This is a genomic window from Labilibaculum euxinicum (assembly GCF_963678175.1).
Classification (GTDB): domain Bacteria; phylum Bacteroidota; class Bacteroidia; order Bacteroidales; family Marinifilaceae; genus Labilibaculum; species Labilibaculum euxinus.
The window spans coordinates 2,728,975-2,744,566 of record NZ_OY782756.1 but is presented as its reverse complement, the minus strand read 5'-3'; the positions used below and the strand labels follow the sequence as shown (position 1 = coordinate 2,744,566).

General features: G+C 36.1%; 7 protein-coding genes. All 7 read right to left on the bottom strand.

Going from position 1 to position 15,592, the window contains the following annotated elements:
* Positions 1 to 7: 7 nt before the first annotated feature.
* The 7 genes from ACY0M5_RS10940 to ACY0M5_RS10910 all read right to left on the bottom strand — a co-directional run bounded on the left by ACY0M5_RS10940 (position 8) and on the right by ACY0M5_RS10910 (position 15,363).
* Positions 8 to 3,007 (bottom strand): SusC/RagA family TonB-linked outer membrane protein, encoded by a 3,000-nt coding sequence (locus tag ACY0M5_RS10940; RefSeq protein WP_461629130.1) that lies wholly within the window; start codon positions 3,005 to 3,007, stop codon positions 8 to 10.
* A gap of 352 nt (positions 3,008 to 3,359) precedes the next feature.
* Entirely contained in the window at positions 3,360 to 6,290 is a 2,931-nt protein-coding gene (locus tag ACY0M5_RS10935) for a helix-turn-helix and ligand-binding sensor domain-containing protein (protein WP_461629129.1), read from the bottom strand.
* A 358-nt stretch (positions 6,291 to 6,648) separates the two neighbouring features.
* A complete protein-coding gene (gene trxB, locus ACY0M5_RS10930) occupies positions 6,649 to 7,602 on the bottom strand; it encodes a thioredoxin-disulfide reductase (protein ID WP_124991385.1) in 954 nt (317 codons plus the stop codon).
* A gap of 21 nt (positions 7,603 to 7,623) precedes the next feature.
* Positions 7,624 to 8,904, bottom strand: a complete 1,281-nt coding sequence (locus ACY0M5_RS10925) for an L-cysteine desulfidase family protein (protein WP_124991384.1) — start codon at positions 8,902 to 8,904, stop codon at positions 7,624 to 7,626.
* 146 nt (positions 8,905 to 9,050) lie between these two features.
* On the bottom strand, positions 9,051 to 11,849 hold the full coding sequence (locus ACY0M5_RS10920) for a M16 family metallopeptidase (protein WP_461629128.1): 2,799 nt from the start codon (positions 11,847 to 11,849) through the stop codon (positions 9,051 to 9,053).
* 432 nt (positions 11,850 to 12,281) lie between these two features.
* A complete protein-coding gene (locus ACY0M5_RS10915; RefSeq protein ID WP_461629127.1) occupies positions 12,282 to 14,285 on the bottom strand; it encodes a protein-disulfide reductase DsbD family protein in 2,004 nt (667 codons plus the stop codon).
* A gap of 604 nt (positions 14,286 to 14,889) precedes the next feature.
* Positions 14,890 to 15,363 carry a protein-disulfide reductase DsbD domain-containing protein gene (locus tag ACY0M5_RS10910; protein WP_160463394.1) on the bottom strand — a complete coding sequence of 158 codons (474 nt, stop codon included), beginning with the start codon at positions 15,361 to 15,363 and terminating at the stop codon, positions 14,890 to 14,892.
* Positions 15,364 to 15,592: the final 229 nt, after the last annotated feature.

Below are 15,592 nucleotides of genomic sequence, written 5' to 3'. Positions count from 1 at the left end.
AAATATCTTAGAAAGTAATATTAGCACCTATTGAAAAAACTCTGGCTTGAGGATAAATTCCCTGATCTATACCTGTGTAAAACACATTTCCATTATTTCCAATTTCTGGCTCCAATCCAGAATACTCAGTGAATGTTAATAGATTATCACCTGAAACATAAATTCTAAATTTCTCAATATGAAGTTTATCCAATACAGACTTTGGTAAAGAGTATCCAATCTGAAGATTTTTAAGTCTCAAATAATCTGCATCTTCAACCATGTAGTCGGAGAAATTACCTTGATTATTGTTATTATCGTTCCAAGACACTTTAGGTGTCGAATTTGTAGACCCCTCTCCAGTCCAGCGGTCCAATACTGATGTTTGGTAATTGGCATTCGGTAAATCGTAACGACGGGTAGCATCAACAATCTGATTGCCAAAAACACCGTACCAAAACATACTTAAATCGAAATTCCTGTATGCAAAATTTAGATTTAAACCTAGAGTGAAATCAGGATGTGGATCACCTAAATTGATTCTATCCGCATCATCCATTTTACCATCCTTATTTTGGTCAACATAAATCAAATCACCAGGGGTAGCACTTGGCTGATGCGCACCACTTGCATCAATTTGAGCTTGGTTTTGGTAGATCCCATTTGTTTCCCATCCCCAGAAGTAACCAATGGGTTCACCTTCTTTTGCAATGGTTAAATTTTTCATTCCTGAAGGACCAATATTTACATTCCCGTAAATAATCCCTTCATCGTTGTTAATCTTCAACATTTCGTTTTTGTTCATCGAAAAGTTAAGAGTCCCTCCGTATGAAAAATCATTAGAATTACCATTGTAGCCTAATAATGCTTCGAAACCTTTGTTTTGTACAGTTCCTCCGTTAACGGTAGGAGCACTATTTCCAACATATCCTGGAATTGGCGCATCAATCAAAAGATCTTTTGTTCTTTTATCGTAATAGTCCAGGTTCATGTAAAAATATGAACCCAATCGGATATCAAGTCCTATGTCAGTTTGTTCTGAAGTTTCCCACTTCAAATCAGGATTTGCAATCTTCGAAGGAGAAGAACCATTAACTACAGTACCTGCATTAAAATTGTAGTTGTGATTGTTTGCTATTGATGATAGATACCTGAAATTACCGATATTCTCGTTTCCATTTTGTCCCCAACTTGCTCTTATTTTAACAAAGGTAACCGGACCTAATTTGTCCTTTAAGAAATCCTCTTCAGACATGATCCAACCGGTAGAAATTGAAGGGAAAACAGCATAACGATCATTTGGTCCGAATCGGGATGAACCATCACGACGAACAGTAATCGATGCCATATATCGATCTTTGAAACTATAATTGGCACGCCCGAACAAAGACAATAAAGAATTTGAATCAAACGTTCCTCCCGACGATTTACTTTCTATATTTCCAACATTATCAATGTAAGCATAATCAAGACCACCAATAATCAATTCGCTTCCACTACCACTTAGATTCTCATAATTGCTTGTCATTGCTGTAGTTCCTGCAATTACATCAATCTCGTGCTCTCCGAAAGTATTGTTGTAATTGATTGTTGTTTCCCAGTTGGTGCTGTACCAGTTGTTCATGGTTTTACTCACCATGGTTTTATCGTTCTTGGTGATTGTACTCAATTCGTAAATTGGAGTATAAACATCATGCCATTGGTACGCGTAATCAATACCTAATGATGTTTTCACTTTTACATGATCAACAACTTTGTATTCTGCATAAAGATTACCTACAATTTTGTCCGTTTTGTATTCATCATTTAAATAGTACATTCCGGCAACAGGATTAACAATTTCCTGCATGTTACGAATAGGTCTTCCAAATTCTCCATTTTCATTCTTAACCACAGCGATAGGATCAATATTTATAGCTCGAGCCAATGGCGAATTATAAACATTGTTAGGATCTACTCCTTGAGAAGTGTAATGAGAATACACCATTGATGTTCCGACTTTTAACTTCTTATCGTAAGAGGTATAATCACCCTTTACACGGAAGTTAACACGTTCATAGCTCGATTTATCTTCTGATACAATACCATCCTGACTAAAGTAAGATAGAGCAGTTGAATACAAAATTTTATCAGTACCACCGTTCAAAGACAAGGTATGACTTTGTATTGGCGCATTTTTTCTGAATATTTGATCTTGCCAGTCTGTTCCTGAACCAATACCTGCAATTTCAGAATCCTGAATCCAATCAGGTGAAGAACTGTTTTTACCAGCATTCAATAATGATTCATTAATAATCATGGCGTAATCCTGTGCATTCAAAACATCCATTTGTCTCCATGCATTCTGAATACCATAATAACCATCGTAAGAAAGCTTTGCAGCTCCTTGAGTTCCTTGTTTTGTTGTAATAATTACAACTCCATTCGCACCCCTTGCACCATAAATAGCTGAAGCAGATGCGTCTTTCAACACTTCCATACTTCCAATATCAGTAGAAGCTAAGTAAGAAATATCCCCAACAGGATTGCCATCAATAATAAAAAGTGGCTGTGAATTTCCGGTAGTACCAATACCTCTGATATTTACAGATAAGTTTGCACCTGGCTGACCTGAATCCATTGTCACCTGAACTCCTGAAACCTGCCCCTGAAGAGCTTGCTCGGCACGTTGAATTGGCATCTTTTGAATGTCTTCTGCCTTAACGGATGATATAGAACCTGTTACAGAGCTCTTCTTCTGAACACCATAACCAATCACTACCACTTCATCCAAACCCATATTATCTGTAACCATTATTACATTGATCACCTCTTGTGTTCCTACTTTAAATTCCTGAGTCGAAAACCCAACCATAGAAAACACAATAATATCATCTTCACCAAGCTCTATGGAATAGTTCCCATCAAAATCAGTTGAAGTTCCAATAGTTGTTCCTTTTACCACTACCGAAGCAAATGGTATAGGTGTGCCATCCTCTGCCGAGGAAACGACACCAGTCACAGCATGCTTTTGCGCAAAGGTTGTCATGCAAAAGAATGTGAGAAATAAAAACAAGACCGTTTTTTTCATAAATTAGTTAGTTAAGATTAGAAAATTAGTTGGATGCTCTGTCACACAGCTTACACCTTCAACGTTTGCAATATAGGCTCATGCTTAAGCTTAATCAAAAAAACGAATACATCACAAACTCACCAGCTCTAAAACACCAATACATCATTACTACATCACTGTGCACATAATCTTTTATAAAGTTCTATCTTTCACGTTTTTAACTTTCTTTAACAATTCAATATTTTTCAAATATACCATACATCAAATTTAAAAAGGGGCTAATGATTTTCATCATTAGCCCCTTTTTAGACAGAATAAATTTTATTGATTAAATGTTCAATATAAAATCAATCAGGTTTTCTTCCCGTGCAATATTAAATTTTTTACGCAAACGATACCGACTTATTTCTACTCCCCGAACAGAGATATTCATCAGTGGCGCAATTTCTTTTGAGGACAGGTTCATTCTTAAATAAGCACAAATTCGTAAATCTTTTGGTGTTAATTGCGGATGCAGTAATCGTAACCTTTTCAGGAAATCTTCGTGTACCTGATCAAAATGCACTTCGAACTGTTCCCAATCCTGATCGCTGTTGAATTCAGCATCGATAGTTTTCATTAATTGCCTTACCTGAACAAGAGCTGTTGGATCTTTAATTTTTTTCAGAGCTTTTTTCAATTCTCCAACCGAATAGGAAAGCACCTCATTTTTATGGATGATATTCATAGTAGATCCGGCCAACTCACGGGTTTTAAATTCAACTTCACTGCGTAATTTATCATTCCTTAGCTGCACAATCTCCTTTTCTGCAATAAGTGCCTCTTCCCTAAACTTTTGTTCCTTTAGTCTCAGCTCTTCCTCCTGCTTCTTTTTTAACTGGTTTTGCAAATACTTAATTCTATATCTTATAATACTAACAGCAACGTAAATGCAGAACAATACAAGTAAAACATACATAACAAGCGCTGTGTGAGATCTATACCAAGGAGGTAAAATAGTAAAATGAAATGTATCCTTAGCAGATTTAACTCCATATTGATTCTCTGAAACCACTTCAAATACATATTCTCCCTCCGGAAGATTAGTATACTCTTTTTGGGAATTATTTGCCCATGGTGACGGAATTTCATCAAACCCTATTAATTGACACTGATATCGAATTAATTCCGGATTGCTAAATTGAGGCGCAGAATATTTAAATCGGATGGCATTGCTCTTATAAGGCAGCTCAATCCTATTTTCATTATCCGAATTAAATTGAATTTCATTAGCATTGGAATAAGTTCCGTAATAAATAACAGAATCTGTTTTCCCACTGATACGAACTTCTCTAATGATAGTCTGAAAAGTATCGTTGTATTTTTTTTCAACAGTAGGATCGTAATGTACAAATCCATCCTCATTCCCAAATAAAACATTTTCCTTGTCAATAACCGTAACATTCTCAAAAGCTCCGATAAAGGAAGATTTTAGGGGGGCGAATGGCTTTTTCAGTATTTCATATGAATTGTCTACTTGTGACTTTAATAAACCTATATTTTCAGCTTGAAAAAACCAGACATCACCATTCTTTTGTTCAAACAATTTATTAACAGGCTCTTCGCTGTCAAATATATTATTTAAAGACTGATGAACTTCAAATCGATCCGATTCAGCCACATATTTATAAAAACCATTACTGGTTGAAAAAACAATTTCATCCCGGAGTTTGTGTACATCTATACCCAGATTTGACTGAAAGCCATCTTCCACTCCATAAAACCTATACTTTGTACATTCATCAAATCCTTCATTTAAGAGCAGACGATATACACCTTTGTAACCATGACACATCCAAATCGAATTGTCGTCGTTCCAAACCATTTCTCTGCATGATTCATTGAAACCTTCAATTCTTTTGCTAAATTTCCACTTATTATTCGTTTGTTTCGATTTCTCATAAAGTACTAAACCAGTATAGGTTCCACCAATCATTACATTCGGAATTTCTTTTTTATAAATGTAATTCCATCCCCCGGCTATGTCAGAAATCAACTTTCCAACCTTTTTATCAATACTAAATGTTCCTTTATTGTGTCCGCAAATCAGCTCCCCGTCTACTACTTGTAAATGCCATACCTGCCCCGAAGTATTCTTAACCAATTCGAAGGCCTCTTCTCCATTCCTTAGACCCTTCGAAAAATCATACTTCCGCGCAAATAATCCAGTGTTTGTTCCCAGATACAAATACCCATCATGATATATTGATGCATAACCTGCTCCAAGATCTTTTTCTTTTGGAAAAATGGAAAGAGGAGAACTAATTTCCAGATAATCGATTCCATTGTCCAATCCAACCCACAAATTTTCCCTTCGATCCAAAAACAGACTTAGTACTGTATTGTTCTGTAAACCTTTTTCAGTATTAATATTTTGAATTATTTGTCCATCCTTGTTAATGATATAAACACCATTCCGAACCGTACCAAAAGCAAATTTTGAATTCCCAAGTGATATTCCTGTATATACCTGATCAGTTTTGAATTTTTGACTCAAATCATTGTTCCATGTGGTAATCTGAGTACCATCATACAAAAACAAACCATCTAATGCAGTAGCAATGAGAAGCAAATGATTTGACAAGGGAAGCAAACTAACAATTTCTTTATCCGCAAATATTTCACCACCTTTCACTACATCTACAGACCTGCCGTCAAGCACACAAAGTCCTTTTCTTTGTTCTCTTACAAAAAACTGATCATGAACAAGAAAACCAAAATGAAATTCATTTTCATTCTGAATTTGTGAAATTGCACCATCCCTATAATAGAATATCTTTTGAAACGAATGAAACAGAATACCCTTTTTATAAGGAAAAATTTGCCAAACTTCATCAAATTTCCGATCATTATCAGGCAAAAGATCAACGAGAGAATGATAGCTCAACTTCCCTTGATTATCGGGCTTTAGATATCCAAATTCGTTATATGCACCAACAAATATCTGTCCCAGACTATCTACTGCCAACGAACGAACAACTGAATTATTCGGCATTGGAATCACACGCCAATTGTTTCCATCAAATTCCAATACCCCCTCATTATTAGCAAAATAAAGCAACCCATTGGGTGCTTGTGTAATGTCCCAATTCTGGGTTCCTCCTTTATAATGGCTTCGGGGAAAATTTTTTATAAAAGGAATTCCATTGTTCTTCACTTTTGAGAAAGCAAAAAAACTGCTAATGGAAATTAAAAGGAAAATAATTGAAATTCTTTTCAAGATAGGATCTGTTTGTTTCGCTGAAATTTAAGATGATTCTAAGAAATATCCAAACTAAAAGAAAATTGGTTCTTTTTATTCTATATTCAATCTTCTCAATTTTAATGCTTCAACTAAAACAAATCAGGCATTATGTCACTTATTTCCTTTACTAAGGATAAAACGCCCATCAAAAAAATATTGATGAGCGAATAAATTATTTTAATTTTTACTGTTTACGAAAAAGAGGCAATCCCAACCGTTGACCTAAAACGCATACATATCTGAAATACAATGGATTGCCTGCTTTACTGAAATTTGCACTATAAATAATGGAAGTTATTTATTTAGCCGAAAAGGTGCCTTTGACTATGTTTTTTCAATTCATTTCTGCAAGATATCTTTCTGCCTCGATGGCCGCCTGACATCCTGAAGCTGCTGATGTTATTGCTTGTCGGTAATTCGGATCCTGAACATCTCCACAAGCAAAAACGCCTTTAATATTTGTCATCGGAGTGCCTGCCTGAGTCAGGATATAACCTTGTTCATCGGTATCAACGTAATCAGAAAACACATCTGAATTTGGGTGATGACCAATTGCCAAAAAGAACCCATCAATAGCAATTTTTACTTCTTCTGGCGAAGAGGTACCTGCATTTTTAATCAATGTGCATCCCTCTACCCCATTTTCTCCTGTTAATTCCTTTGTAGTGTGTTCGAATAAAATTTCAATGTTCGCAGTTTTAAATACTCTTTCCTGCATTGCTTTCGAAGCTCTTAAAAAATCCTTACGAACAATTAAGTAAACCTTATTACACAAACCAGCTAAGTATGAAGCTTCTTCGCAGGCAGTATCGCCACCACCTACAACAGCAACATCTTTTCCTCTGTAGAAAAACCCATCGCAGGTTGCACAGGCCGAAACACCCGATCCTCTATATTTTTCTTCGCTCTCTAAACCTAAATATTTTGCCGTAGCTCCTGTTGCAATAATTACCGAATCGGCTTCAATATCCTTATTCCCATCTACCTTTAATTTAAACGGTCTTTCGTTCAAATTTACTTCGGTAACAATACCCCAACGGCAATCGCAGCCAAATCGTTCAGCTTGTTTCTTTAGTTCACCCATCATAACATTTCCTGTAACTCCTTCAGGATATCCCGGGAAATTGTCAATTTCAGTAGTTGTAGTTAATTGTCCGCCTGGCTGCAAACCTTCATAAACAACTGGATTTAAATTTGCTCTTGATGCGTAAATTCCGGCCGTATACCCTGCTGGTCCCGAACCAATTATCAAACACTTTACTCTTTCAATATTCTCTTTATTTTTCATCTTTTTTCTTTTTCTTTATTCTCAAGAAACTTTCTTCATCTTTTCCAACATGGTCTTAAGAATAACCTCGTCGGTTACTTCCATTCCCTCATTTGCCAAACGACCAATATTCCGAATAGTAGCTTCCACATCATCATCAATAATACCATTCATTCCATTTAAACAATTGTGATTCATAGCTAATAATGATGATTGAATTGCGGCACTTACACTTGCAGCAATCTTATGAGAACAACCATATTTTGCTCCATCGCAAATCATACCGGTTACACCCCCTGTCATATTCTGCAATGTCATCCCCATTTGTTTGAAATCGCCTCCCATAATGTAAGTAATTCCGCATCCTGCACCGGCAGTAGACAATAAAACGCCGCAAAGTGCAGATAGTTGACCAACGAAAGATTTCATATAAATAGTAACCAACAATGCCAAAGCCAATGCTCTTAGTAATGTTTCATTACTCACTTTAAATTCCTCTGCTGCAACTACCACAGGCAAAGTAACGCTTATTCCTTGGTTTCCACTGCCACAATTAGACATTACAGGCATTGCGCTTCCGGCCATTCTTGCATCTGAAGCGGCTGCTGTAAGCATTATAGATCGATTCATTAAATCCTCTTTAAGAATTCCTTTCCGGATATTAATCATCATCGATTTACCCACCTGAAGTCCGTAATTCCCCTTTAAACCTTCCTCCGCAATGGACTTATTAAGCTTTACTCCTTTTTCAATGAAAGCGATATCGGCTATGTCAACAGTATTAATAAATTCATAAATACTACGGAAGCTCCAGTCTTTCATATTAAGGACAGCATCGGTTGCTGATTTTGAAGTATTTTGGTAGATAACAAAACCATTTCGTTCGGCTAGAAGAATATTTGTATGTCGATCCTGAATAATAACCCGACCTGAATTTTCACCCTTAAAGCAGATGCATTCAATGTACAGTTTAGCTACACCATATTTTACATCTACCTGAACTTTTCCTTGGTTCACAAAGGTTTGCGCCAATTCAACAATATCAGGACTAATTCCATCCAAAACTTCTAATCCTGCCATAGGATTGCCTCCCAAAGCACCCAAAGCTCCGGCAATGGTTAAGCCGACCATACCTGAACCTGGAATTCCAACTCCCATTCCATTCTTAAAAATATTTCCACTTACATGAAATTCAATCCGATCTGGTGATTGATTCAAAATTTCCCTTGCTTTTGCTGCCGCATAAGCAACTGCGACTGGTTCTGTACACCCAAGTGCCGGAACAAATTCTTCTTTTAGTTTTTGCAGATAAAGTTCCTTCATTACTGATTTTTCAAGAAAAACAAACTGTATGCTTTTCGATAATTTACTAGTGGTTGGTTAATAGTTTAAGACAAAAGAGCGGACCGGTCAATCATTCTCACCAACCGGTCCTAACTAAATCAAAACAGACTAATGATTTTGTTTTACTATTTTTTAGGATTCATGATCACTTCAACAGTATTCACGTTTTTTAATATTTCTTTTGCAAAATTCTGAATCGAGTCTGCATCGATATTTTCAATCATTTTTATGTAATCTTCTTTAGACGTCAGTTCCGAACCCAGCATCAGGTTCTTTTGAATACTGCTCATCCAGAAAGAGTTTTGTAATTCAGCTTCTTCTCTGCTTTTAATGAAATTGTTCTTAATCTCATTTAAGTCAACAGCATCACAAGCTTCATTTTGAATTTTAACAATTTCCTCCTTAACAATTTCAACCAAACGATCACGCTTTTCAGGATTACAATCGAAACTGATATTCAATGAGAATTCCGGTGTTGGTAGTTTAGATGATGAAGGACTAACTCCAACTCCATAAGATCCACCTTCCTCTTCACGAATAGTTGTCATGTATCTTTTAGACAGAAGCTGAGACACTACACTAAGCATCACTCTGTTCTCTAAAGTATAATCGAAATCGCCCTGCAAAGCATAATTCACAGTTGTTTTAGGAACTGCCATTTCACGATCAAAAATTCTGCTTGTTTTTCCTTTGGCAGGACCCACTTTATGATCTAAATATGTTTCATTTTTGTTCGTAGAGCTGATGTTACCAATATACTTTCGAATCATTGGTAAATGTTCCTTCTCGTTAATATTACCAACAAAAATGAAGGTAAAATCACTGGCATCAGAGAAACGCTCACGGTAAATTTCCGAGGCTCTGTTAAAGTCGATCTTATTAATAAAATCTTCTCCAAAAAGCAAAGTACGTGGAGAATAATTTGTCGATAATAAAGCTATAGTATCCTGAAGTGCTTTATTATTGTCTACTTTTATGTTTGCAACATAATCTCTCATACGTGCCATCTGTGCACTAAAAGGAGCTTCTTCGAAACGAGGTGCTTCAAAATTCAGGTAAAGCAATTGTAGTAAAGTCTCAAAATCCTGAGGAGAAGCAGAACCTGAAAATCCTTCTGTCAATTCTCCTAAACTTGCATTCAAACCAACAATTTTACCAGCTAATTTTTTCTGTAACTGAGTTGCATCAAACTCCCCAACACCTGACATTTCAACAATACTTGTCGCCATATCAGCGGAAGTAAGATCTTTATCAGCAATTAATGATGTTCCTCCAAAACTAAAAGAAGACATTGAAATTTCATCCTTACTGTATTCAGTAGGAAGAATAACTACTTTTGCTCCATTCTCAAGAACATAACCTTTAGCATCAGTTCCCTCAACTCCGAATTGGCTTAAAATCTTAACCGGCTTCAACTTCTTAGCAACAAGAGGCTGATTGCCTGCTTCATCAATATAAGCTTCCACATCCGAAGATTTCACTTTAGCTGCAACAGCTAATAATTCTTCTTTAGTTGGGTAAACTTGTGTTTCGTTATCAGGACCTTGTAATATTAATGCTGAATTATCAGCATTAGAATAAGACTTTACAAACGCATTCACCTCATCGAGTGTGATGGCTGGAATTGTTTTAGCTGCAAATTCCATTTCCCACTCCAACGAAGGAAATGGTTCTGCTTTTAAGAACAAGTCTGCTAATTGCTCAGCCCACTTATCATTTGTAATTTTGCTGTAATTTGCAGCATATGACTCATATGATCTCATGTATTGCACCTTGGTTCTCTCAAGCTCCGAAGCAGTAAAACCATAACGTTTAACACGTTCCAACTCTGTTAATGCTTCAGTAAAAGCTTCCAGTTCTTTACCAGATTTTGGCACAAGGTAAATATAGTCAGCACCTTTGGTACGCGCTAAGTCATATCCTCCAAACTCAATACCCATAGCCGAACATTCCAATTTCTTGGTTTTTTCAGAGATACGGGCAGCAAGCATCTGATTGAACATACCTTTGGCTAAATCGTTTCTTTGAGTGGTTTCATTCTTAACAGCATCCAAATCGCGACGGAATAGCCACATAATACTAAGATTTTTAGCTTCCTTGTCTTTAGCGGCAACATAACCAACTTCTTTTGAATCCTCAATCTTAGTATAAGTGCGCTCTGCAGCATTTTTTTTCATTGGAATTTTTGAAAATAAATCCTTTACTTTCTTCTCAATATCTTCTGCATCTACATCTCCAACAATAACTACAGCCTGTAAATCCGGACGATACCACTTGTCGTAATATTCGCGAAGTGCTGAATGTTCAAAATGATCAATCACATCCAAAGAACCGATCACATCACGCTCTGCATACTTCGAATTATTATACATCACCGATGATGTTTGATCTCCCAAACGCTTACGAACATTTCTTCTGGTACGCCACTCTTCATGAATAACACCACGCTCCGACTCAATTTCTTTGCCTTCCAGCAATAATCCTCCTGACCAGTCATGCAAAACCAATAAAGCCGAATCCATCAACCCTTTACTCCCTGTAGGAATATTACTGATATTATAAACAGTTTGGTCCTGAGCAGTATAAGCATTAATATCACGTCCAAAAAGAATACCATTTTTCTCCAAATAATCAAGCATGTTCTTACCTGGAAAATTTTCCAAACCATTAAACGCCATGTGCTCTAGAAAGTGAGCCAAACCATTTTGAGAATCTTCTTCAAGAATCCCTCCAACGTTTTGTACAAAATAAAAACTGGCACGGTCTTTTGGCTCCTCATTATGCATCACATAATAAGTTAAACCATTAGATAACTTACCGTGCTTAACCTTCGAATCCAAAGGTATTGTTGTAGTATTCTGAGCTTGGGAAACCAAACCAGAAAATAAAATACTCGCAAAGAGCAGTGTAACAATTTTATTCATACGTTAAATTTTACTTTATAATTTCTTCTCATTAAAAAATCCGAGAGAAAAGTGTTCTCAGGTTGCCATTAATTCCTAATTGATAAAACTTGTGGTGTTCAATTGGGAATCGATGGTGGTCTTCATAGCATAAAATTAAATTTCGAAAAAAAGAGCAGGGAGTTTTTCAGATCAGATATTGGGGTAAATAACTTGACATCCCTGCCCTTTTCACCACTAACTAAAGTTTGTTGTTGTTTATCTTGATTTTGTTTTAACCACTAAAAAAAATATTCAGGTTTGATGATGAGATGACAGGGATTGCCGGCCCTGCCATCTACATCTTCCCTACTAACCACGTTTTCATACCTTACACATGAAAACTCACTAACTAATGTTCTTCTTAAATATCTTCCTGCCGTCTTGTTAAAACAAAATAATTTCTCTCTTAATTTAATTAACTCTTACTGCTACTGTTTTTTTTTGCTTGAAGTTTTTAATTCCTTCATCAAGGAATTCAACAAATTTACCTGCATCCAAATCATAGGCTCTTGGTGAAGCAATATCTTCACCATCCGAATTAAGTAAACAATAGTAAGGCTGAGCATTAATATTATAATTTGAAATTTGGAAATCGGCATTTTTCTTTCCTAAAGTCTTCTTCTTTTTACCATCATAACTGGAAACAATCCATTCTTCTTTAGGCAATTTTGTTTTATCATCAACATACATTGCAATTACCACATAGTCTTCACGCAAGCGCTTCAACACTTGTGGATCTGACCATACATTGGCTTCCATTTCCCGGCAGTTAACACAACCGTGACCTGTAAAGTCCATAAATACTGGTTTGTTTTGCTTTTTAGCAGCAGCCATTCCTTCCTTGTAATCGAAATATCCGTTTAAGCCATGAGGTAAATGTAAAAAGTCTGAATACATAGCAGTATGGGCTTCCTGATGAACAGCACTGCCATTACCCGCATTATTTCGTACAATCTGATTGATATCAAAATCCTGTGTTGCTTGTGGCGGAATATATCCTGAAAGAGCTTTTAAAGGAGCTCCAAACATTCCAGGAATCATATAAACTACAAACGAGAAGGTCGCAACCGCCATCAAAAGACGAGGAACACTAACAAATTTCAACTCACTATCATGGGAGAATTTGAGTTTACCTAATAAATACAATCCCAATAAGGCAAATACAACGATCCAAACGGCAAGGTAAACCTCACGATCTAAAATTCCCCAATGGTAAGTTTGATCAGCAATACTCAAGAATTTAAGACCTAAAGCCAGCTCAATAAATCCCAAAACCACTTTTACTGAATTTAACCATCCACCGGACTTAGGCATTTTATTCAACCATCCAGGAAAAATGGCAAACAATGTAAACGGCATCGCAAATGCTATTGAAAATCCTAACATTCCAACAATTGGCATTAATACTTCTCCTCCTGCCGAGGCAACTAAAATGGCACCCACAATAGGTCCTGTGCATGAGAACGAAACCAAAACCAAAGTAAATGCCATAAAGAAAGCACCCAACAATCCACCTTTATCTTCGTTTGATACGGACTTATTCACCATCCAGCTTGGCATGGTAATTTCGAACATTCCAAAGAAGGATGCAGCAAACACCATGAAAATTAAGAAGAAAAAAACATTAGGAACCCAATGTGTTGAAAGGAAGTTGGCAAAACCCGGCCCCATAACAACGGCAAGTAAAGTACCAATAAAAGTATATATCGCAATAATAGAAAATCCATAGAAGAAAGCCTGCATTCTGCCTTTGGCCTTGTTTTCACTGCTGTGCATAAAAAAACTAACCGTCATAGGAATCATAGGGAATACACAAGGAGTAAAAATTGCGGCTAAACCACCTAAAAAGGCAAAAATAAATACTGCCCAAAGTCCTTTCTTATCTTTTGATTCTTTTACCGGTGCCGGTGCTTCAGCTTTCTCTTTTTGTGTAACAGCAACGGCTCCGCCTTTAACCTGTAAATCGAAATTATCATCCCCCATTACACATTGTCCCGTAGCATCGGAACAAGTCTGGTATTCGAATGTTCCTTTTACATGCAAGGGCAGTTCCTTCACCAAAATACTTTGGCGCATCTCAGCTTCATTTTCGAAATAGCTTACTTCACCACCCCATATTTCATCGTGGTGCTTATGAGCATTTATTGGTTTTACTTCACCAATTCTTTCGTAACTGGAATTTTCTGTAAAATCAAATTTAATTAATACCGGCCCCAACTCAGGGTCGAAATCGTTTGAGTACACATGCCAAGTTTTATCAATCGCAGCCTTAAAAACAACATCCAGCTGATCACCTACCTTAACCTCTTTATTCGAAAACTCAACTTTCCATTTGGCTGGTTGTAAAACTTGTCCAAATGAAAATCCGCTAAACACTACCACTAGAATGGCAAGAAATGTAAATTTCAATTTCATTTTTTAATCTTTTTATTAATTGGGTCCTCCCACAGAAGTATTACCCAATGTAATTGAGTTGCTTTAGTTTATTTGATTCTTCTTTGTAATTCTGTATTGTTACTGTAAAGACAACCAAAATACACAATAGGGTGAAAGACAGAATGAAAAAATTCGCTAATATTTGTTAATTACTAAGCTTTTACGAAACATTGGATTATCATCTTTACAATTATTTTGTTTATTAAATTCAATGTAATTAGTCTGATAATCTATACGAATCAAAAATACTTTCAATCTAGATTAGATAAAAATTACGATTCATTAAAGACTCCCCTTTTTAGTGATATTTTTAATCGAATCGTAACTAAAGGTGTATTTTGGTTCGTTTTAATTAAATATGCCTGCGCTTTGCTTGTGAAACTAACTTCTTCCTGATTTTAAAATGATCATCTCTGTTTTTACCAAAAAAAAATAATTTCCTACTGAATTCCATATTCAAGCTTATGTGCAAAAGAAAAAGCCACCTGAGGTGGCTTTAAATTCAGAACTTAATCGATATGCTAATTAATTAAACTCTTGCTAAAGTATTGGTGTGATTAAAAATTTTGACAATAATTCTATTTTATTTAGCCGGATATGTAATATCAAACTCATCATCTCCCATTACACACTGTCCACTTACATCGGAACAGGTTTGGAAGTCAAAGGTTCCCTCCACTTTTAATGGCAGGCTCTTCACCTTTATTTGCTGACGCATTTCAGCCGTATTTTCAAAATAGCTCACTTCCCCATCCCAAATCTCATCGAAATGCTTTTTTGCGTTGATAGGTTTCACCTTACCAATACGCTCATAACTTGCATCCTCTTCAAAATCAAATTCAATCAAAATAGGTCCTAAGTCAGGGTCAAAATCATTTGAATACAAATGCCATGTTTTATCAATTGTCGCCTTAAAAACAATGTCAATTTTGTCGCCCACCTTAATATCTTGCTTTGATAACTCTACTTTCCATTTCGATGGAGTTAAAATTTGTCCGAACGAAATGCTGCTTAGCATCATAAGTAAGAGTGCAGCAAGTGTAATTTTTCTATTCATTTTCATTTGTATTTAAACGTGATTTTTACTCTCAGACTACTTTTAAGCCTTCTTCTTACCTTAAAGACAATCTAAAGTGTAAATAGGGTGAATTTGCAGGCATAAAAAAATTCCTATTCAACAAACGATTATATACTATCAATATCTGCTTTCAATTTGTCTACACGAACATTTGCATTCTTAGTCAGAAAAGTATTGAGGTTCTCTAAAGCTTTCGCTATTACTACCA